The 19,983-nt window shown below is 59.7% G+C and carries 19 protein-coding genes; 15 read left to right on the forward strand and 4 right to left on the reverse strand.

What is annotated here, in order from left to right:
* The 4 genes from L991_RS01200 to L991_RS01215 are packed head-to-tail and all read right to left on the reverse strand — an operon-like array spanning position 1 to position 2,683.
* Positions 1-606, reverse strand: coding sequence for a phospholipid-binding protein MlaC (locus L991_RS01200; RefSeq protein WP_047391265.1), 606 nt, complete (start codon positions 604-606; stop codon positions 1-3).
* The gene (gene mlaD / locus L991_RS01205; RefSeq protein WP_028450341.1) at positions 603-1,076 is read right to left on the reverse strand and encodes an outer membrane lipid asymmetry maintenance protein MlaD; all 474 of its coding nucleotides are present in this window, start codon (positions 1,074-1,076) and stop codon (positions 603-605) included. The genes L991_RS01200 and mlaD overlap by 4 nt, the downstream gene beginning before the upstream one ends.
* Positions 1,077-1,868 (reverse strand): lipid asymmetry maintenance ABC transporter permease subunit MlaE, encoded by a 792-nt coding sequence (gene mlaE / locus L991_RS01210; protein ID WP_047391268.1) that lies wholly within the window; start codon positions 1,866-1,868, stop codon positions 1,077-1,079. It lies immediately after the preceding gene.
* On the reverse strand, positions 1,865-2,683 hold the full coding sequence (locus tag L991_RS01215) for an ABC transporter ATP-binding protein (protein ID WP_047391271.1): 819 nt from the start codon (positions 2,681-2,683) through the stop codon (positions 1,865-1,867). Before L991_RS01215 ends, mlaE begins: the two co-directional genes overlap by 4 nt.
* Before the next feature lie 174 nt (positions 2,684-2,857).
* On the opposite strand from L991_RS01215, the gene L991_RS01220 reads away from it, so the two are divergent.
* From L991_RS01220 to wbaP, 15 genes are all read left to right on the forward strand, one after another.
* The gene (locus tag L991_RS01220; protein WP_052190472.1) at positions 2,858-4,690 is read left to right on the forward strand and encodes a pilus (MSHA type) biogenesis protein MshL; all 1,833 of its coding nucleotides are present in this window, start codon (positions 2,858-2,860) and stop codon (positions 4,688-4,690) included.
* Positions 4,687-6,261 (forward strand): tetratricopeptide repeat protein, encoded by a 1,575-nt coding sequence (locus tag L991_RS16220; protein ID WP_052190473.1) that lies wholly within the window; start codon positions 4,687-4,689, stop codon positions 6,259-6,261. The genes L991_RS01220 and L991_RS16220 overlap by 4 nt, the downstream gene beginning before the upstream one ends.
* Complete coding sequence (locus L991_RS01230) at positions 6,261-7,958, forward strand: GspE/PulE family protein (protein ID WP_047391275.1); 1,698 nt, start codon at positions 6,261-6,263, stop codon at positions 7,956-7,958. Before L991_RS16220 ends, L991_RS01230 begins: the two co-directional genes overlap by 1 nt.
* Complete coding sequence (locus L991_RS01235) at positions 7,958-9,151, forward strand: type II secretion system F family protein (RefSeq protein ID WP_197053754.1); 1,194 nt, start codon at positions 7,958-7,960, stop codon at positions 9,149-9,151. Before L991_RS01230 ends, L991_RS01235 begins: the two co-directional genes overlap by 1 nt.
* Positions 9,148-10,746: a hypothetical protein gene (locus L991_RS01240; RefSeq protein WP_047391280.1), complete on the forward strand. Its 1,599-nt coding sequence runs from the start codon at positions 9,148-9,150 to the stop codon at positions 10,744-10,746. The genes L991_RS01235 and L991_RS01240 overlap by 4 nt, the downstream gene beginning before the upstream one ends.
* Positions 10,739-11,338: a hypothetical protein gene (locus L991_RS01245; protein ID WP_047391283.1), complete on the forward strand. Its 600-nt coding sequence runs from the start codon at positions 10,739-10,741 to the stop codon at positions 11,336-11,338. Before L991_RS01240 ends, L991_RS01245 begins: the two co-directional genes overlap by 8 nt.
* Positions 11,335-11,610, forward strand: a complete 276-nt coding sequence (locus L991_RS01250) for a hypothetical protein (RefSeq protein WP_052190474.1) — start codon at positions 11,335-11,337, stop codon at positions 11,608-11,610. Before L991_RS01245 ends, L991_RS01250 begins: the two co-directional genes overlap by 4 nt.
* 149 nt (positions 11,611-11,759) lie before the next feature.
* On the forward strand, positions 11,760-13,070 hold the full coding sequence (locus L991_RS01255) for an oligosaccharide flippase family protein (RefSeq protein ID WP_197053755.1): 1,311 nt from the start codon (positions 11,760-11,762) through the stop codon (positions 13,068-13,070).
* Entirely contained in the window at positions 13,067-14,077 is a 1,011-nt protein-coding gene (locus L991_RS01260) for a glycosyltransferase family 2 protein (protein ID WP_052190475.1), read from the forward strand. The genes L991_RS01255 and L991_RS01260 overlap by 4 nt, the downstream gene beginning before the upstream one ends.
* Complete coding sequence (locus L991_RS01265; RefSeq protein WP_047391287.1) at positions 14,070-15,179, forward strand: glycosyltransferase; 1,110 nt, start codon at positions 14,070-14,072, stop codon at positions 15,177-15,179. Before L991_RS01260 ends, L991_RS01265 begins: the two co-directional genes overlap by 8 nt.
* Complete coding sequence (locus L991_RS01270) at positions 15,176-15,982, forward strand: glycosyltransferase (RefSeq protein ID WP_047391289.1); 807 nt, start codon at positions 15,176-15,178, stop codon at positions 15,980-15,982. Before L991_RS01265 ends, L991_RS01270 begins: the two co-directional genes overlap by 4 nt.
* Positions 15,973-16,482: a GNAT family N-acetyltransferase gene (locus L991_RS01275; protein ID WP_047391292.1), complete on the forward strand. Its 510-nt coding sequence runs from the start codon at positions 15,973-15,975 to the stop codon at positions 16,480-16,482. Before L991_RS01270 ends, L991_RS01275 begins: the two co-directional genes overlap by 10 nt.
* On the forward strand, positions 16,482-17,330 hold the full coding sequence (locus L991_RS01280) for a glycosyltransferase (RefSeq protein ID WP_047391294.1): 849 nt from the start codon (positions 16,482-16,484) through the stop codon (positions 17,328-17,330). The genes L991_RS01275 and L991_RS01280 overlap by 1 nt, the downstream gene beginning before the upstream one ends.
* Positions 17,327-18,427 (forward strand): glycosyltransferase, encoded by a 1,101-nt coding sequence (locus L991_RS01285; RefSeq protein ID WP_052190476.1) that lies wholly within the window; start codon positions 17,327-17,329, stop codon positions 18,425-18,427. Before L991_RS01280 ends, L991_RS01285 begins: the two co-directional genes overlap by 4 nt.
* Positions 18,424-19,887, forward strand: coding sequence for an undecaprenyl-phosphate galactose phosphotransferase WbaP (gene wbaP / locus L991_RS01290; RefSeq protein WP_028450328.1), 1,464 nt, complete (start codon positions 18,424-18,426; stop codon positions 19,885-19,887). Before L991_RS01285 ends, wbaP begins: the two co-directional genes overlap by 4 nt.
* The last annotated feature ends 96 nt before the right edge of the window (positions 19,888-19,983 follow it).

Here is a 19,983-nt window from a genome sequence, read left to right on the forward strand (position 1 = left end):
TTACTTGCCTTGCTTGGCCGCGTTATTACGGGCCGCTAATTGCTTGATCAGGCCGTCGATACCGTCTTTGCGGATCACTGCGCCAAATTGATTACGGTGGTTATTGATAAAGCTGATGCCATCGACATTGATGTCGTACACCTTCCACTCATTGCCATTCTTTTCAAAGTTGAAATCGAGCGGGATAGGTTTCTGGCCTGGCAGGCTGACTTCGGTGCGTACGGTTTGTTCATCGGCATCGTTACCGGCGCGGGTGCCTTTGATATTGATTTGCGCGTTTTTGTAAACAGTGAGGGCGCTCAGGTAAGTGCGCACCAGCATGGCGCGAAACTCGTTGGTGAGCGCTTCTTGTTGTGGCGTGGTCGCGCTTTTCCAGTATTGGCCGGTGGCCAGTGCGGTCATGCGTTTATAGTCGGCCAGTGGCGAGAGGCGTGCATCGACCAGATCACGGGTTTTTGCCGGATCTTTGTCGTTCTTTTTGATGATTTCCAGCACGTCTTTGCTGGATGAGCGCACGATCTGCTCGGGGCTGTCGCTGGCGATGGCGCTATGGGCTACAAAACTCAGGCTCGCGGCCAGCAGCAGTTGTTTAACGAGTTTGATCATTCCTGTTTTTCCTTCTCTTTGTCGGCCTGGCTAAACAGGAAACGACTGATTAACTGCTCCAGCACAATCGCTGAAGAGGTGATTTTGAACGTATCCCCGGCTTTGAGGGTTTTCTCCTCGGCGCCGGAGGTAATGCCGATGTACTGCTCGCCCAAAAGGCCCGAAGTTAAAATTTCGGCTGAGCTATCGCGGCTAAATTGGTAACGGCTATCGACATCCAAAGTGACTTTGGCGACATAGCGCTGTGGGTCTAGGCTAATTTGGCTTACCCGGCCAACGACAACCCCGGCGCTTTTGACTGGCGCACGTACTTTCAGCCCGCCGATGTTTTCAAAATCCGCGGTTAGGCTGTAGGTGCTGCCGGTGGGCAAATTGCCTTGGCTGCTGACCTTGAGTGCCAAGAACATCAGCGCCGCCATGCCGGCCAGGACAAATAGCCCGACCCAAAAATCGATCATGCCACGTTTCATTTACACTCCCCGAAACATAAAGGCGGTCAGAATAAAATCAAGAGCCAGAATCACCAGCGCACTGGTGACCACGGTGCGGGTGGTGGCCGTCGAGATGCCTTCGGCAGTCGGGGGCGCATCATACCCTTCAAAGACGGCGATCAGCGAGACAGCAAAGCCGAAAAAGAGGCTTTTGATAACCCCATTCATGACATCCAAGCGAAAATCCACCGCGCCCTGCATTTGCGACCAGAAGCTGCCTTCATCTAAGCCCAGCAGCTGCACCCCAATCAGGTAACCGCCAAATATCCCCATGGCGCTAAACATGGCCGCCAGTAAAGGCATGGAGATCACGCCCCCCCAGAATTTCGGCGCCACCACGCGGGCGATGGGGTTGACCGCCATCATTTCCATCGCCGCTAGCTGCTCGGTGGCTTTCATCAGGCCGATTTCGGCGGTGATCGCGCTACCGGCGCGGCTGGCAAACAGCAGCCCCGCCACGACTGGGCCCAGCTCGCGCACCAGTGATAGCGCCACCAAAATCCCCAGCGAGCTGGCGGCGCCAAAGCGTTGCAAGGTGTCATAGCCCTGGAGCGCCAGCACCATGCCCACAAACAGCCCCGATACCACAATAATCAGCACCGATAGCACACCGGCAAACCAGATTTCCCGCAGGGTGAGCTGTGGGCGTAGCAATGCGGTGGCCGAGTGGCGCAAAATTGCCAGCTGGAAACGGGCGGCAAAGCCCAGTTTGATCAGCGTATTGGTGAATGGCTGCCCTAGGCGCGAAACCAGGTCGAATAATAGCTTCATGCCTGCACCCCCAAAGCTTGGGCGTAGGGTGGCGCCGGCTTATGAAAAGGCAAGGGGCCATCGGGCTGCGCATTGATAAATTGCTGCACAAATGGATGCGTTGAGGCGCGTACGGCGGCCGGCGTGCCTTGGGCTACCAGCTGACCTTGGTCAAGGAAGTACACATAATCGACAATCGCCAACGATTCGGCGACATCGTGGGTGACCACGATCGAAGCCGTACCCAGAGCATCATTGAGCTCGCGAATGAGCTGCCCCACGGTCGCAAGCGAAATGGGGTCAAGACCCGTGAAGGGCTCGTCGTAAAGCATGACTTGCGGATCAAGTGCGATGGCACGCGCCAACGCCACCCGCCGCGCCATGCCGCCGGATAAGGCCTGTGGCATCCAGTCTGCGGTGCCGCGTAGCCCCACCGCTTGGAGCTTCATCAGCACCAGATCACGAATCATGGATTCGGGCAGCTGTGTGCGTTCGCGCAGCGGGAAAGCCACATTGTCGAAGACCGATAAATCAGTAAATAGCGCCCCGAATTGAAACAGCATGCCCAGCTTGCGGCGGAGCTGATACAGCTCGCCCTCATTCAGGCGACCGACCTCGATGCCATCCACAAGCACCCGCCCGTGCTGGGCGCGCAGCTGCCCGCCGATCAATTTAAGCAGCGTCGTTTTACCTGAGCCCGAGCCACCCATGATGGCGACCAGCTGGCCGGCTTCGATCTGTAGCGAGACATCGCGCAAGATCGGTGTGTCGTCATAAGCAAAGCTGACGTTTTCGAATTCAATCAGTGGCATAGCTGCAATTTTACGGTAAGGCATTCAGGGATACCAAGCGGTAGTTTGTTGCTAATTGTTCTTGATCGCACCCAGAGTGGGGTAAATCGCGCCGAAAGTGGAAAATTCACATTTTTGGCGGCGCGATTCTTACTGTGAGCTGGCATTTGCAAGGGGGTTTCCTAGAATAAGGCTGTTCCTTTTCAGACTGGATTTCGCATGCGACAGCTGGCGTTGGCGATCGGTATTGGGCTACTAGCGGGGTGCGCTGGCACCACTGGCTTATCTCCCGTCGCAGGCCGGCATTTACAGGCCTCGGCCGTCGCGGCCAGCGATGAGATCCCGGCGCCGGTTAAAGTGATCCCCTACCTGCCGCAGCCCGCGGCCAGTACGCCTTTGGAAACCTACAGCGTGGTGGTGAGTCAGCTTCCGGTGCATAACCTTTTATTTGCGCTGGCTCGCGACGCGCGGATTAATGTTGATGTGCATCCAGAAGTGCAAGGGGTGGTAACTCTCAATGCCATCAACCAAACCCTGCCGCAGATCCTGACCCGAATTGCCCGCCAAGTGGATATTCATTGGCGTTTTGAGCAGGGCGTGCTCACGGTGATGCCTGATCGACCTTATCTGCAAACCTACAAAGTCGATTACTTCAATCTCTCGCGCAATATGAAGGCCAATGTGGCGATTCTGAATTCGGTAACCACGGGCGGCCAAACCGGGACAAATAGTGGTGGCAATAGCTCAACCACCAGCATTGACAGCGAAAACCCACATCAGTTCTGGAAAAGACTAGAAACCAATTTAAAAGAAATGCTTGGCATTCGCGATGGTGCACCGACTAGTACATCGCTGACCCAGCCAGTCTTAGCCAATGTAGCCACCCAGCTTAATCAAACCTTGAGCCAGAAAACTACCGATACCAAAACCGCTGTGGCGCTGACCGAGGCGCTGAGCAAAGCCGAGAAAAACGCTGCCGAGGCTGGCAAAAGCCGCGCCGAGCAAGCCAATGTCACCACGGTGGTCGGGGCGACGACGGTGAATATTCCGGCCAATCAGGTGATTATGAATCCGGAAAGCGGCACGATCAGCGTGCGCGCCACCCACAAAGATCAGCAAAAAGTCGCCGAGTTTCTGTCCCTGGTGCAGGCCTCGGCCCAGCGGCAAGTGATGATCGAAGCCACCATCGTGGAGGTGGCGCTGGGTGATCAATATCAGGCCGGGGTAGATTGGAGCCGTATCGCTTCCGGCTCGGGCTGGTCGCTGGGGCAAAGTCTGGTTGGCGCCAATTTAGGTGCGGCTCCGATGACTTACCTGAGCTACAAGGGCAGCAACTTTACCGCCACACTTAAATTACTGGAGCAATTTGGTCGCACCCGCGTGCTATCCAGCCCCAAGGTCATTGCGCTGAATAATCAGACCGCAGTGATGAAAGTGGTGGAAGAGCAGGTGTATTTCACGCTGCAACTTGAAGAAGATAAAAACACCGATGGTGTGGTCACTGGCCGCACCTACACCTCTACCCTGCATACCGTGCCGGTGGGCCTAGTGATGCAGGTGACGCCACAGGTGGCGGAAACCGGGCTGATTTCGATGAATGTGCGCCCCACAATCACCAATATCAGTAGCTATGTTGAAGACCCGGCTGTGGCACTGATCAGCCGTAATTCGGATCGCCCAGTGCAAAGCCTTGTGCCGGTTTTGCAGGTGCGCGAGTTTGATTCCACCTTGAAAATCGCCAGCGGCCAGTCGGCGGTGCTCGGCGGCTTAATTCAAGACAAATTAGTCACCAGTCGCCAGGGGGTGCCGGGCCTGTCGCGTGTGCCGGTGCTGGGCGATGCGTTTAGCTATCGCGATGATAAGGTCAGCAAGATTGAGCTAGTGGTGTTTTTGCGCCCGATTGTGGTGCGCGAGCAGGGGCTTGCAGCCGAGCAGGCCAGTGATCAGCGCTTTTTGCCGGGGGATGATTTTTTTCAGCGCAGCAGTGATCAAGAACTATCGGCTTTTCAGGGCGGGCTAGTGCCATTGCCGGCCAAAGCGAGAGCGCAATGAGCGGCTCGTATTTGCAGGCACTTAAAGACGCCGCGCGGCTGCGAGAACAAGGCGATGTTGCGCCCGAAATGACTGAGCCGCCACTGGAGTTGGAGTTTGAAACACCTGCTGCTGGTTTAAATGCGGATTCAGCCGCTATCGCCACCGCCGAGTCCACGCCCCCAATAGCTACAGAACTGGAGCCGCAGACGCCATGGCCCATCTTGGATTGGGAAAGCGGCCCGGCAACGGCCACAACCACATCTGCGCTGAGCGAAGAACGCGCAAGCAATGCCGAATCTGAACATGGATTGCCAGTCGATACCGCCACTGAGCAGCCTTCGTCTATAGATACTCCGCTAAGTTTAGCGGCCGACGCAACGACTGAGGATGCGGAACCCAATCGCGAGCCCGTGATGGCTCGGCAAGCATTACTGGCCGAGGCGGGCTTAAGCGAGGCTGAGTTGCCGCAGCAGGAAACGATGGCCAGTGATCAGCTCGCGGCAGAGGTGGTTATGCCGCCGGTGGTTGAAGTGGCTGCGCCTGCCGCGCGTGCGCCTGGCAGTACCGCGCAAGCTGCCGCGGTTGTGAATGTACCCCCTGCACCCGAGACCAACAGCACTCCGCCGCCTGCCACTAGCTGGTGGGCCGGCCAAACTCGTAGCCAATCGCGTGGCTTATTGCCCTGGCTGGCGCTTGGCGGCACGGTTTTTTTGCTGGGCATGGCCGCGTGGTTGGGCTGGGAGTACCAGCAGCTCACGCGCAGTAGCGATGCGCCCGCCCGCGTCATCGCCAGTGCGCCGGCTTCGGCAGTGGCGACGGCCGACCCCGGGGCCGAGGTGGCGGCAGTTCTGGCGCAGTCGCAACCAGATGCATCCAATACGGCTATAGGGTATTCGCCTGAATCCAAAGAAAGTATTGATTTTGCTGGCAATACCCAGGATATAAAAGAGCAGGCTGCCGCCCCTGTGCCAAAGCTGCCAGCAACCTTCGCGCCACCCGAGGTACGGTTTGTGCGCACCGTAGCCAGTGCGCCCAGCACAGTTCAGGCGGCTTATCAGGCGTATCAGCGGGGAGATTTATCGCTGGCAGAGCGGCAATATCGGGCGGTGTTGCAGCGCGAACCGCGGCAGCGCGATGCCTTGCTGGGCTTGGCCGCGATTTATTTGCGCCGGGATGATGCTCCCGCCGCGCTAGGGGTTTATCAGCATTTGCTCGCGCTGAATCCGCAAGATGCGCCGGTGCAACAAGCTGTGCGCAGCCTGCAGGCCGCGAGTGGTAATGAAGCCATGGCGGCGCAAAGCACTCAGCAAGGTGGTGAGGTCAGCAACCCGCTCGTCCAAGCGCAGTTTCATGCGCAGCGAGGGGAGTGGGCAGCAGCGCAGGCGCTGTATTTTTCGGCTTGGCAGGCCGACCCCAGTCAGCCCGATCTGGCGTTTAATTTGGCGGTGAGTTTGGATCAGCTCGGGCAGCGCAAGCTGGCAGCCGAGTTTTATCAGCAAGCCTTGCAGCTGGCGCAGCAGCGGCCAGCGCAGTTTGCCAGTGCGGCTGCCGAAGCTCGGCTGGCGCAATTGCGATTGGCAGGCTACTGATGAGCAACACCAAGAAAACCCTGCCCCTCGGCGCACTGCTGGTTGAAAAAGGGCTGCTCACAGAAGACCAGCTGCGCATTGCGCTATTGGAGCAGCGGCGCTCGGGGACCCCGTTGGGTAAATTACTGGTGGCGCTGGGTTTTGTTTCGGAAGGGGTGCTGCGCGAAGCGCTATCGGAAAATCTCGGCCACCACAGTATTGATCTGAGCCGCACCGTGGCGGATTTACAGGCGATCCGGCTGATCCCCAAAGAGCTGGCCAAACGCTTGCTGGCCTTACCGGTGGGGCTGGATAGCGCGGCCGCGGTACTTACCGTGGCGATGGTGGATCCGAATAATCTGGTGGCATTGGATCAGCTGCGGTTGCAGACCCGAGATCAATATCGGATCGAAGCGCTGCTGGCGGCCGAGTCGGATATCGTCAGGGCGATTGACCAATATTATGGTTTCGAGCTCTCGATTGATGGCATTTTGCACGAAATCGAAACGGGCGAAATTGATTACGGCAGCCTCGCGCAGGCCGAGGCCGAATACAGCCAGCCGGTGGTGCGCCTGATTGATGCACTTTTGGCCGATGCGGTGAATCGGGGGGCCTCAGATTTGCATTTCGAGCCGGAGCCTTCGTTTGTGCGGATTCGCTACCGCATTGATGGGGTCTTGCGGCAAATCCGAGCGCTGCATAAAACCTATTGGCCGGCGATGGTAGTGCGGCTGAAAGTGCTCTCGGGAATGAATATCGCCGAAACCCGGGCGCCACAAGACGGCCGAATTTCGCTCACCCTGTCGGGCCGCAGCCTGGATTTTCGGGTGTCGGCGCAGCCGACTAGCTGGGGCGAAAATCTGGTGCTGCGGATTTTGGATCGGCAAAAAGGCCTGGTGCCGCTGGATAAGCTCGGCTTGAGCCGGAGCAACCTTGATCTATTGCGGCTGATGATTGCGCGCCCGGAAGGGATTATTTTGGTCACCGGCCCCACCGGCTCGGGCAAAACCACCACTCTGTATTCGATTTTGAATCACATTAATTCGGTGGCGGTGAACATCATGACGCTGGAAGACCCAGTGGAATACCCGCTGCCCATGATCCGGCAAACCTCGGTGAATGAGGTGAGCAAGCTGGATTTTGCCAATGGCATCCGTGCCATGATGCGGCAAGACCCGGATGTAATCCTGATTGGCGAGATTCGTGACCGGGATACGGCCGAAATGGCGTTTCGCGCCGCGATGACCGGGCATCAGGTGTATTCCACCCTGCATACCAGCTCGGCAGTCGGCGCCTTGCCGCGGCTGCTGGATATAGGCGTGCTACCCGACGTACTCACCGGCAATATCATCGGCATTATTGCCCAGCGCCTAGTGCGTACTCTGTGCCCGCACTGCAAGCAAGCCTATCAGCCCGATGCGTTCGAACAGCGTTTGCTCGGTATCCGTCAGCCCCAAACCATTTATCGCGCAGTGGGGTGCCCGCAATGTGAGCATCAGGGCTATCGCGGGCGTACCACGGTGATGGAGTTGCTGCGCCTGGATGGTGAGCTCGATGAACTCATTGCCCGCCGTGCTTCGCAGCGCGAAGTCCGGCAATTAGCCTTGCGCAAAGGCTTTGTGCCGCTGGCCGATGATGCCTGCCGCAAAGTTTTAGCCGGGGAAACCGCGCTGGAAGAAATCGCAAGGGTGATTGATCTAACCGAGCGGGTGAGCTGATGCAGTTTCGCTATCGGGCCGCCGAAGCGGGCGGGCGAATTCGGGAAGGGGAGATGGCCGCTACCAATGTGGCCGACTTGGAAATTCGCCTGGCGCGCCTGCAGCTGACCCTGATTGAGGCGCGGGCGGCCCCGCAGCGCTGGTGGGGCGCCCGGCGGATTCATCGCCGTGAGCTGATTCAATTTTGTTTTCATCTGGAGCAACTCACCCGCGCTGGTGTGCCGCTACTGGAAGGCCTGGTTGATTTGCGCGATAGCGTGGATCAGCCGCAAATGCGCGAAATTGCGGCCAATCTGATTGAAGATATCGAAGGCGGGCAGCAGCTATCCCAAGCCATGGCTGCGCATCCGCAGGTGTTTGATCAGGTGTTTGTGAGCCTGATCCGCGCCGGTGAAGCCAGCGGTGAGCTACCTACGGTGCTGGGTAAGCTAGCCGAGGCAATTAAATGGCAGGATGAATTGGTCTCGCGCATGCGCCGGATTGTGATGTACCCGGCGTTTGTCGGGGTGCTGGTATTTGCGGTGGTGTGTTTTTTGCTGATTTATCTGGTGCCACAGCTGGTGGCATTTATCACTGCCATGAAGCAAACCTTGCCGTTCAGCACCCAGCTGCTGCTGTGGCTCTCTACCCTGTTTGCCAATGCCTGGTGGGCGATTATTGGCCTGCCTGTGGTGCTGTTGCTGTTGGGCCGCTGGCGCTATCAGCAGGATGAGGCTTTTCAAATGCAGGCCGATGCCTATCTTTTACGCCTGCCGGTGTTAGGGCCGATTGTGAAAAAAATCGTGCTGGCGCGCTTTGCCGGGTTTTTTGGTTTGCTCTACGGCGCCGGGCTGCCCATTTTGGAATGTTTGCAGATTTGCGAGGGCATTATGGGTAATCGGGTGCTCTCCGCTGCAGTGGCGCAGGCGGGGCAACAAATTCGCGAGGGGCAGGGCGTGAGTGCCAGCTTTGCCCGGGTTGGGCTGTTTCCGGCGCTGGTGCTGCGCATGCTGCGGATCGGCGAAAACACCGGCCAGCTCGATGGGGCGCTGGCCAATGTGGCGTATTTTTATGATCGCGATATCAAAGAGGCGATTGAGCGTGTGCAAGCACTGGTTGAGCCCACGATGACCGTGATTTTAGGGCTGCTATTGGCCTGGATTATGTCGGCGGTGCTCGGGCCGATTTTCGATACCATCAGTCAATTGCGATGAAAACGCTGATTCTCTTACTTACCCAGGATCGCCTCGCGGTGTATGCCGAGCCCGCGGCCCCCAGCTTGCTGGCCGAATTTGGGCTGGATGACGCTGGCCAGCAGGCCTGGGCTGCTTGGCTGGCAGCGCGCGGGCCATATCGCTGCTTTGTACTTACGGATCTGGTGGAAGAAGATGTGCTGCAAGAGGAGATCCCGCGGCTGGGTGGACGGGATCGGCAAGCACTCTTGCAGCGGCGCCTGGCGCAGCAATTTCGCGCCACAGCCTATCGGCAGGCGCGGCTACTGCGCCGCGGCCGGCGCGGCGAGCCTGATCGGGTGCAGCTCGCGGCCTTACTCAATGGCGAACTGCTGGAGCGGGTGATGGCGCCCTTACTGGCGCGGCAATGGCCGGTAGTTGGGGTGTATTCGCTGGCGCTGCTCACGCAGGCCTTGCTGGAACGGATGCCGCAGCATCCGCCGCAGGTGCTGGTGATGAGTAGTTTGCGCCCCGGGCAATGGCGGCAAAGCTTTTTTACCCATGAAGGCCTGCGCTTTAGCCGGCTGGCGATCTTTAATGCCAGCCACGCAAGCCAGCCGGATGAGCAATTACATGATCTGGCCAGCGAATTACACCGTGCGCGGCAATATCTGAGCACATTACGGCTGGTGGGGCGCGATGTGCGCTTACCCGTGTGGCTGCTGGTCGATGGCCACCAGCTGGCCGCGATGGGCGGCTTGCCGGCGGCCCTGGGCGAGGAGGCAGGCGCGTTTGATTTGCAGCTGCAAACGCCGCAGGGCGAGCTGGCGCAGCGCTTGCGGCTACCCGTGCACAGCGAGCACTGGCTAGAGTCGCTGCTACGCCTACTGGTGAGTGGCAAGCTGGCCAATCAGTATGCTCCCGCTGCGGTGCAGAAATACGATTGGCTGTACCGCTTAGGGCGGCACTTGTATCAGTGGGCGGTGGTGCTGGTGTTGCTGGCCGCGGGGCTGGCCGCCATAAGCTGGTGGCAGGCTACCCAATTGCAGCAGCAGCTGGGGTTGGCTGAGCAGCGTTGGCTGCATCTGCAGCGCGAGGAGCGTGAATACAGTCAACGCCTGCATGGGGCGGCGGCCAGTGCACCCTTGCGCTTACAGACCATGGCCCGTTTTACCGAGCAGCATTTGCAGGCCGCGCCCGATCCGGAGCGCACGCTGCAGGCGGTGAGCCTGGTGCTGCTGGGTTTGCCGGGTTTAACGCTGGATGAAGTGCAGTGGCAAACGCTGGCCCCGGCTGTGCTTGCCGATGCCGCGGCGAATGGTGCGGCGCCTGCTGAGCCACAGGTGGCCGATCCGCAGGCACAGCCCAATCCATGGCTGGCGCAGCAGCTTACCTTGCGCGGGCGGGTGGCTGATCGGCAGGCGCACCGGCAATCTTTGCAGCAAGTGCGGGCGCTCCAAGAAGCGCTGCAACACGATCTGGCTGGTGTGCAGATTAGCGTGGTGCAATGGCCGCTGGATATCCGCTCGAAGGCGAGTATCCAGCCACAACTCAATCAGGTGGCCGATTCCAGAGCAATACCCGCCGATTTTGTGCTGCAACTTAATTGGCCCGCCCCGGAGTTAACCCATGAGTGATGCTATTTGGTCGCAGCTCAGGCGCAGTGATTACGCGCTGATACGTCGCCCGGTGCTGTGGTTTGGCACTGCGCTGCTGATGGCGGGTGTGTTATTGCTGGTGGGGCAAGGCTATGTGTGGTTAAGCCAGAGCGAGCTGGATGCGCAGCAGCAACGACTGCGCGCGCAAGTGGCCAGCACCGAAGCGGCCAAATTAGCGTGGGATGCCGTGCAGCGGCATCAGTCATTAGCCAGTCAGCTGCAGCGCCGCGGCGTATTGGGCGCGGAAAATCGTCTGGCTTGGGTCGAGCAACTGGCCGCACTGGCGCGCGCGCACCCGGAGTGGCAGCTGAGCTACAGCCTCAATCCGCGCCGGCTGAAAGAAGGGGCCAAACCTGAGCAGGGGCTGGCGCTGTATGCCAGTGAGCTGCATTTGCAGTGGCAGGCGAGCTCAGAGTGGGATTTTTCTACCCTGCACGCCCAGTTGCGGCAATTACCGGGGCAGGCGGTGGCGCGCGAATGCCTGTGGCAGCGCGTGCCGGCCCAGGCGCTGCCGCTGCGGCTGGATTGCCGCTACGATGTACTCACCATGCATGATGCGGAGGCGCTATGAAGCGATTGGCTCTGGCGGTGTGTGCCGTGTTGCTGGCGCTTAGCCCGCTGGGGCTTGCGGCCGATTCCTGGGGGCGGCTGTTTTTTAATCCGCACGAACGCGCCCAGCAGCTCACCACCGAGCGCAGTGCCGCGGCAGCACCGGCTGACGCCACGCCCGCTCCGCTGCGCTACGATGGTCAGCTCAAAGGCCCGCGCCGCCAGGTGCATTGGGTCAATGGGGTTGAGGCTACGCCGCCTGCCGGCTTGCGCCCCGGCCAGCAACAGCCTTAGCCGCAAAGCTGAGCGCTCCTACGCTGCGTGCCGGTTTGATCAGGGGCATTTTTCAGCCCGCCGCCGTGCGCATACTGTTACAGGCCAGCTTGCGAAAGCGCGTAAAATGGCGGCACTCGCCGGTGCGAGATTGGCCTTGAGGTGTGTGGGTGAGCGCTGCCCGTTTAAGATCGAATATTCTGGCTCTGTATCTGGTACAGGGTCTCAATTACGTCGTGTCCTTCGTGACCTTCCCTTTTCTGCTGGTGCAGCTGGGGAGCGAAGGCTTTGGCGTGATGAACTTTGCCTTTGCCTGCGTGCAATATGGCGTGTTGCTGACCGACTTTGGCTTTAATCTCTCGGCGGTGCGCGAAGTCGCGCAAGCGCGGCATGATCCGCAGGCGGCGGCGCGGATTTTCTGGCGGGTCACCTGGGCCAAGCTGCTGCTGATGCTGGCCTCGTGCTTGCTCTTGTTCGCACTTACGCTGGGGCTGGATAGCTGGCGCGCCCATGCCGAGGTGTTTTTCTGGAGCCAGCTGTATGTGGCGAGCGCGGTGCTGTTTCCGCTCTGGTATTTCCAAGGTTTTGAAAAACTGCAGCTGGCTTCCGGCCTGATGGTGTTGGCCCGCGCACTGACGCTGGGCTTTTTGCTGTATTGGGTCAATAGCCCTGACGATGTCGCGCTGGCCGTGATTTTGCAGGCCACACCGCAAATGCTGGCGGGTTTGCTGTGGTGGGCTACCGGGTGGGGTATTGCTCGCCCAGCCTTGCAGATCGTGCCCTTGAGCGAGATACGTCAGGTATTAAAGCTGAGCTGGCCGTTTTTTCTCTCGGCAGTGTCTACTAGCCTCTACACCACTTCAACCACTGTACTACTGGGGATGTTTGCCGCGCCGCTGCAGGTGGGGTTATTCGCCGCTGCCAGCAAGCTGGTGTATATCGCGCAGGGGTTGATTGGCCCGTTTGTACAGGGCATGTACCCGCGCATTGCCCAGCTGGCGGCGCATGAGCCGCCAGCGGCGCTAAGGCTGATTCGCAAATCACTATGGGTGCAAGGCGGCGTTGGGCTGGCGATGACGCTGGCGCTGGCGCTGTTTTTGCCGCTGTTTACCCCGCTGGCACAAGAGTGGCTGGGCGCGCAATCGGGCCTCACCCGCGCCCTAGTGGCGCTGGGCGACTCGCAACTGATTATGTGGTGGTTTGCCCCGGTGGTGCTATTAGGGGCGGTGTCGCTGGTGTTTGGTCAGCAAACCTTGTTGGTGTTTGGCGAAGAGCGCTACTTTAGCCGTGTACTGATTGCTGCCGGGGTGCTGAACGTGGCGCTGATGTGCGCGCTGGTGCCCGGTGCGACGCAAGCCGGCCTGCGGGCGGCGCAGTCGGTGTTGCTGGTTGAAGGCTTTATTACCCTGACCTTTTTCTGGCGGGCGCGGCAAGTGATGGCTCGCGTGCGCCAAGCTGCCGTGGTAGAGGGGCAAGCATGAATCCGCTGGTGTCTTTTGTATTGCCGTGTTTTAACTCGGCAGAGTATCTGCAGCAAACCATTGATAGTATTACTGCTCAGACCTATACCCACTGGGAGTGTGTGGCCATTGATGATGGCTCAAGCGATGCCACCCTGGCGATTTTGCTGGCGGCCGCGGAGCGCGATAGCCGCTTTCGGGTGATTACCCGCGAAAATCGTGGCCTGATTGCCAGCCTGAACGAGGGGATTGCCGCCGCGCGCGGGGAATGGATTGCCCGTATTGATGCCGATGATCTGTGCCGGCCAGAACGGCTGGCGGTGCAGCTGGGTTATTGTGCGCAGTGGCAGCTGGATGTGTGCGGCAGCTGGGTTGGCTTTATTGGCGAGCGGCGCGGCGAGTGGCATACGCCCGTGACCGATGCGCAGATCCGTTTGGCTTTGCTGTTTAACACCCCGCTGGCTCACCCGAGTATTTTGGCGCGCACGAGCTTATTGAAAGCGCATCCATACCCAGCCGATGCGCCGCATGCCGAAGACTATGCCCTGTGGTGCCAGCTTGCCCGGCAGCCCAGCGTGCGCTTTGGCAATGTACCGCAAGTGCTGCTGCAGTATCGCACCCATCGTGGGCAAGTCACGCAGGCCAAAAAAGCCGCCTTGCTGATTACCGCGCAGCGTGTGCGCGAAGACTACGCTGGCCACGCCCTACCGGTGGCTTTGCAGCCGCTGGCTGCCGAGTTTGCCAAGCTGGCAGAGCCGAGCCGTTTACTGAATCATGCCGAATGGCGCTGGATGTGCGATTTCTTCCGCCAGCTGCTGGCCTTACGCCCCGAAAGCCGTGGCGCCTTGGGCGAATGGTGGCTGGATACGCTGCAGCGTAGCCGCGGGGTGAGCCTGCTGGATGCGCCAGCGGTACTGCGGCTGGCATTGCAGATGCCGCCGCCCCAAGCCGAACGCCCACGCGTGTTGAAGCAAGCCGCGCGCTTGGTGATGTCCGACCGGCTGTGGCAGGTGCTAAAAAATGGCTAAACCACGCGTTGCGATTTTGCTGCGAGATTTAGGCTTGGGTGGCGTTGAGCGTTGCGCCGTGCTGGTGGGCGAGGGGTTGTACGCCTTGGGCTTTGAGGTGACGCTGGTACTGCTCGGGGGCAGTAGCAATTTATGGCGCGAGCGGATTAAGCAGGTCAAGGTGGTTGATGTTTCCACGCAATGGCAGCCTTTGCGCCCGCAGACGTGGTGGCGGGGCTGGCGCGCGGTGCGGCAGATTGTGCGTGGGCACGATGTGGTGCTGGCCGGCTCCTTTTTGCTGCCGCTGTATATGGCCTACGCCGCCAGCTTTGGTTTGGGCAAGCGGGTGATTGGCTGGGTGCATGGCCCGCTGTTTGAATTGGATCAGTTCGCGCGGATGAACCCGGTGCACCGGCATGCCTGCCAGTGGGTGTATCGCCGCCTGGCGGAGCTGGTATTTGTGTCTGAGCATGCGCGGACCTCATTGGCCCGCTGGCTGGAAACGCCACCGCGCGCCGGCTGGCAGGTCTTGCCCAATTTTGTCGATGCCGAGCAAGACTGGCCGCACTGGCAAGCACGGGCGCCAGGCGCGCCGCTGCGGCTATTGTTTGTGGGGCGCATTGCCGAAGAAAAACAGCCACAGCTGTGGCTAGATACCCTGAGCGCGCTCAATCTGCGCGGCATCGCCGCCACGCTGACCATTGTTGGCGACGGCCCAATGCAAGCCGAGCTGGCGGCACAGGTGGCCGAACGTCAGCTGGGGGCGCAGATTCATTTTGCCGGGCGCCAGGCCGATGTCGCCGCCTATCTGGCGCAGGCCGATGTGCTGCTGCTGACTTCCAGTTTTGAGGGCTGTCCGCTGGTGGTGCTCGAAGCCATGCCGATGGGGGTGCTGGTGGCCAGTACCAATGCCGGCGGCGTGTACGAGCTATTTGGCGATCGGCGCAGCGATTTTGTGGTGGCTGACGCCACGGGCGCTGCGCTGGCCGAGTTGATCGAGCGCCAGCAAGAGCGGGCGCTGGTCTTGCAAAATTTCCTGTTTAAACGGGCGCAGCACTATGCCCAAAGCCAGATTCTGGCCCGCTGGGCTAGTTTGCTGGCCAGTACGAGAACCTCGCAATGAATCGTGTGGCCTTACTGATTCCGCATTTTAATAATCCGGCCGGCCTGTGCGCCTCTTTGGCCTCGATTGGGCCGGATGAAGCGCTGGATGTGGTGATTGTGGATGATGGCAGCACCCGTGCGCCGCTGGATGAAGCAGCCGCACGCGCGGCATTTCGCGCGCAGGGCGAGCTGAAGTTTTACTATTTACCGCATAATTGCGGCATTGAATATGCCCTGAATACCGGGCTGGAAGCCATGCTGGCTGCCGGCTATGAATATGGCGCCCGGCTTGATTGCGATGATGTGGTTGCGCCCGATCGCTTTGCCAAGCAAGCCGCATTTCTGGATGCGCAGCCCGCGGTGTATCTGCTGGGCAGCGCGGTGACTTTTTTTGATGCCAGCGGTGATCGCTTTACCATCCATCAGCCGCAAAGCCATGCCCAGATCGTGCAGCAAATGCATGACGATAATGCCTTTACCCATCCGACCGTGATGTTTCGCATGGCGGGTGTGCGTGAGCTGGGCCTGTATCCCACCGACTGCAAAGCGGCGGAAGATTTTGCCTGGTTCTGGCAGTTTGTTGCCCGCTATCAAACGGCCAATTTGCCCGAAGTGCTGACCCGCAGCGAATACAACGATGCCGGTATTTCGATGAGCAAACGCCGCTTGCAACAATGCCAGCGGCTGAAATTGCTGTGGCGGTATTTTGACTGGCAGCCACGCTCGGCACTGAAGCTGGCTAAGGCTGGTGCCTCGTATCTGCTGCCTTTAACGGTGGCGCGGCGGCTGAAGCGCTTGTTGGGAGTGGGGAAATGGAATTGACCATCCGGGCGGCAACGGCCGCCGATGCCGCGGCCATCACGGCTGTATTGCAAGCGGCCTTTGCCCAGCACCCTCATAGCCAAAATCAGGAATATCGACTGGTGGAGGCCTTGCGCGAGCAGGGCGGCCTGAGCGTGGCACTATGTGCCTGGCAGGGTGAGCAGCTGTGCGGGCTGGTGTGTGCCTCGCCGGTGCAGTTGCCGATGAGTGCTGAGGGCTGGTACGGCATTGCGCCGTTGGCCGTACTGCCGGCGCTGCAAGGGCAGGGCATTGGCCAGCAGTTGATGCAGGCCGTGTTGCATGAATTGCAAGCCATGGGGGCGACAGGCTGTGTGCTGGTGGGCGAGCCTGGCTACTATCAGCGCTTTGGTTTTAGCGCCGACCCGGCCCTGACTTCGGCTGGGATTCCGCCCGAGTATGTGCTCTCGCGCGCCTTTGGCTCGCAACAGGCGCAAGGCGAGATTATTTACCACCCGGCGTTTGCCGTGCTGGAAAGCTAATGGACGAACAGATTAAACCGTCGCAGCCGGTCTTGCTGCTGATCCCGCATTACAATAATCCGGCTGGCCTGGCCCAATCGCTAGCCAGCATCGGGCCCAATGAGCCTTGCGATGTGTTGGTGGTGGATGATGGCAGTGTTAAAGCGCCGCTAGACCGTGCCGCGGCCCAGGCCGCGTTTACCGGTCAAGGTACTTTACGCATTTTATCCCTCGCGCAAAACAAGGGAATTGAAGGGGCGCTGAATGCCGGCCTGCAGTGGGCCAAGGCGCGTGGCTATGCGTGGATTGCGCGGCTGGATTGTGGCGATTGCAATGTATCTGATCGTATCGCTCGCCAGCTCTCGTTTGTAGAGCAACACCCAGGGGTGGTATTGGTGGGGGGCGCCGCTAGCTTCGTCGATCAGGCGGGGGTTGAGCAGTTTGTGTTACGCCATCCGTGTAGTCATGCCGAGATTTTGCGCTACATGAAGAAAAACTCGGCCTACATTCACCCTAGCGTGCTGTTTCAGTTAAGCGCCGCCGAGGCGGTGGGCTGGTATCCGCTGGATGTGCCGGCGGCTGAAGATTACGCGCTGTTTTGGGCGCTAGCACGGCAGTACCAGGTGGCCAATTTACCGGATGTTTTAATTCGCTACGAACTCGATCCGAACGGTATTTCGCTGGGTAAGCGGCGCATTCAGCTGCAGTCGAGATTAAAGCTGCAGCGACGCTATTTTGATGGCAGCCCGGCCGCGCTGGCGGGCATCGCCCGCACGCTGGCGCTACTGGCCTTACCGTATGAGCTGGCCTTTAAGCTCAAAGCCCGTTTGCGCCGCGCGCCGCGGCCTGCGGCGGAGGATATGCAATGAGCCGGATCGTGCATGTGGTTGAATCTTTTGGCGCCGGTACGCTGTCGATGGTGTCGGCCATGGCCAACCAGCAAGCGGCCGATGGGCATGCAGTGACGGTGATCCATTCGGTGCGCGAAGAAACACCGGCTAATTGGCGCACGCTATTTGCCAGCGCAGTGGCCTGTATTCATCTGCCGATGCAGCGCGCAATCCATCCGCTGAATGATTTTCGGGCCGGGCGGGCGCTGTATCGCTGGCTGCGGGATTTGCAGCCTGAGGTCGTACATCTGCATTCAAGCAAAGCTGGCGCGATTGGCCGACTGGTGAGCCTCTTGTGGGCCGAGCCGGGCGGGCCGCGCTGGTTTTTCTCGCCGCATGGTTTGTCGTTTTTGCAGCGGGCCGAAGGGCGCCTGAAAAATAGTATTTTTCTGGGGATTGAGAAAATCCTGGCTGGGGTGCCGGTGACGTTTCTGGCATGCTCGCCCTCCGAAGCAGAGGAAATCCGCACCCACCTTAGCCCGAATGTACGGGTGGTGAATAACGCCATCGATCTGGCGCTGATCAGCCCCGCACGCCCGGGGGGCGCACGGCTGCGTATCGGCACGGTGGGGCGGGTGACGTTGGCGCGTAATCCCGAGCTGTTTGCCGAAATTGCAGCGCAATGTCGCGATTTGCCGGTTGATTTTGTCTGGGTGGGTGGTGGCGATGCCAGTGGCGAAGCGTCGCTGCGCGCTGCAGGGGTGCAGGTGCTGGGCTGGTGCGAGCGCGCTGTGGCGCTGCGCGAGCTGGCGCAGCTGGACATTTACCTGCAAACCAGTCGTTGGGAAGGTTTACCCGTGGCGGTGATCGAAGCCATGGCGGCCGGCCTGCCGGTGCTGGCGACCAATGTCGTGGGCAACCGCGATCTGGTGCAAAACGGCGCCAACGGCTATTTGGTCAATACTGCTGACGAATTTAGCCAGACGCTGCGCCGTCTGGTGGCCGATGCCGAGGCACGCGCACAGCTGGGCGATGCTGCGCGTGAGTTTGCGCAGGCGCATTACTCTTTGCGCCGGATGATGAATGATCTGTACGCCGCTTACGGCATTCCCCCGCAGGGGCAGGAAACACCATGATGCAAGAAGAAAAACACCTGCACGCCGAGCGGGCCAAGCCCTGGCTCGCGCTGGCCGATTTTGCCGCCTTGGCCTTGTCATTCGGGCTGGCGATGCTGCTGTTGTGGCTGTTCCGTTATCACCGCATCGGCGCCAGCATGGAGCTGTGGTGGGTGTGGGAAGGCCAGCAGCAGGGGCTGGCGTTTCTGGGCTTGGCGCTGATCACGGTGGCCAGCTTCTGGTGGCGCGGGCATTACAGCCTGCGCCTGCCGTTCTGGGATGAGCTATTGGAAGTACTGCGCGCCTTACTGCTGGCGGCCTTGCTCAATGGCATGCTGGTGCTGCTGGGCAAATTTACTGTGTCGCGGTTTTTGTGGCCGGTGTCGTGGGGGCTGGCGCTGGTGCTGTTGCCGTATTGCCGCCATCTGGTTAAACGCGCGCTGCTGCGCGCCGGGCTGTGGCAATTACCGACGGTGATTATCGGCGCAGGGGTGAATGCGCAAGACGCCTATCGCGCCATGCATTCCGAGCCCACGCTGGGCTTTAGCGTACAGGCCTTTGTGTCTACCGAGGCCGCTGCTGAGGATGAACTGGTGTTTGGCGACGAACGCTTGCCGGTGGTGAAGCTTGCGCGCGAAGAATTACTGCCGTGGCTCGCCGCCAATGGCCGCCCGCATGTGGTGGTGGCGGTGAATCAGGATGAGCTGCAACAGCTCAGTAGCCAGGTGGAGCAATTATCGCTGCGCTACAAAGACATCCACATTATTCCGCCGATTGCCGGATTGCCGCTGTTTGGCGTGGTGCCGCATCACTTCTTTAGCCATGAAGTGCTGCTGCTGCGGGTGCGCAATAATCTGATGGTGAAGCCTTTAATCCGGCTGAAGCGGGCCTTTGATCTCTTTGGCGCCAGCGTGGGGCTGTTGTTGCTGTCGCCACTGTTGTTGTATGTGCTGTATCGGGTGAAGCAAGAGGGCGGGCCGGGCTCGGTGTTTTTTGGCCACGAGCGGATCGGCATGAATGGCGTGCCGTTTAAGTGCTGGAAATTTCGCACCATGGTGCACAACAGTCAGGAAGTGTTAGAGCGTTTGCTGGCCACCGACCCAGCGGCACGGGCTGAATGGGATAAAGATTTCAAACTGAAAAACGACCCGCGCATCACCCGCATCGGGGCGTTTTTGCGCAAAACCAGCCTGGATGAGATTCCCCAATTATGGAATGTGCTGAAAGGCGAAATGAGTCTGGTTGGCCCTCGGCCGGTGATCGCCGCCGAGCTCGAGCGCTACGGCGATAAAGTAGATTTTTATCTTGAAGCGCGCCCGGGCCTGACCGGTTTGTGGCAAGTATCCGGTCGGAATGACACCACCTATGCCGAGCGGGTAGCGCTGGATGCGTGGTATGTGAAAAACTGGAATCTGTGGTATGACATCGCGATTGTCTGCAAAACCATCCGCACGGTGGTCAGTGGACACGGCGCATACTAATGGTGGGTATTGCCAGCTAGGCATTAATAATATTTGATCGGGGCGATATACCCCGATTGGCCAGTGTTTGCTTGCCCCAAGGGGCAAAAGGCTAGA

This window comes from Chitinibacter sp. ZOR0017 (genome assembly GCF_000799095.1).
GTDB lineage: Bacteria > Pseudomonadota > Gammaproteobacteria > Burkholderiales > Chitinibacteraceae > Chitinibacter > Chitinibacter tainanensis.